This window comes from Pedobacter sp. T50_32, from assembly GCF_057652195.1.
Window position 1 is genome coordinate 1 of record NZ_JBYFBY010000048.1, and the last position, 229, is coordinate 229.

1 protein-coding gene is annotated in these 229 nt (G+C 30.6%); it reads right to left on the reverse strand.

The window, feature by feature from the left end; translation table 11 throughout:
* Positions 1–229, reverse strand: a 229-nt coding sequence (locus AC23ME_RS21170) for a hypothetical protein (RefSeq protein ID WP_487729710.1), incomplete at both ends; no start/stop codon positions are given.

Genomic DNA, 229 nt, shown 5'->3' on the forward strand with positions numbered 1-229 from the left:
AAAAAATATTCATAATTATTATGAGTTATTTCTACATTTTTAGAAGAAAATGGCAAACTAAAATTATTGAAGTGCAGTTTGTACAATCCATTATCAGTACTTAAACAAATATTGCCTAGTTCATCTTCTACTATCGCATGGATAACTTCATCGGTTAGATTTTCTTGTTCGTTTAGTGCGATAAACTTGTCTGTTATCGGGTTATAATAGTTCAAACCACCGCCATCTG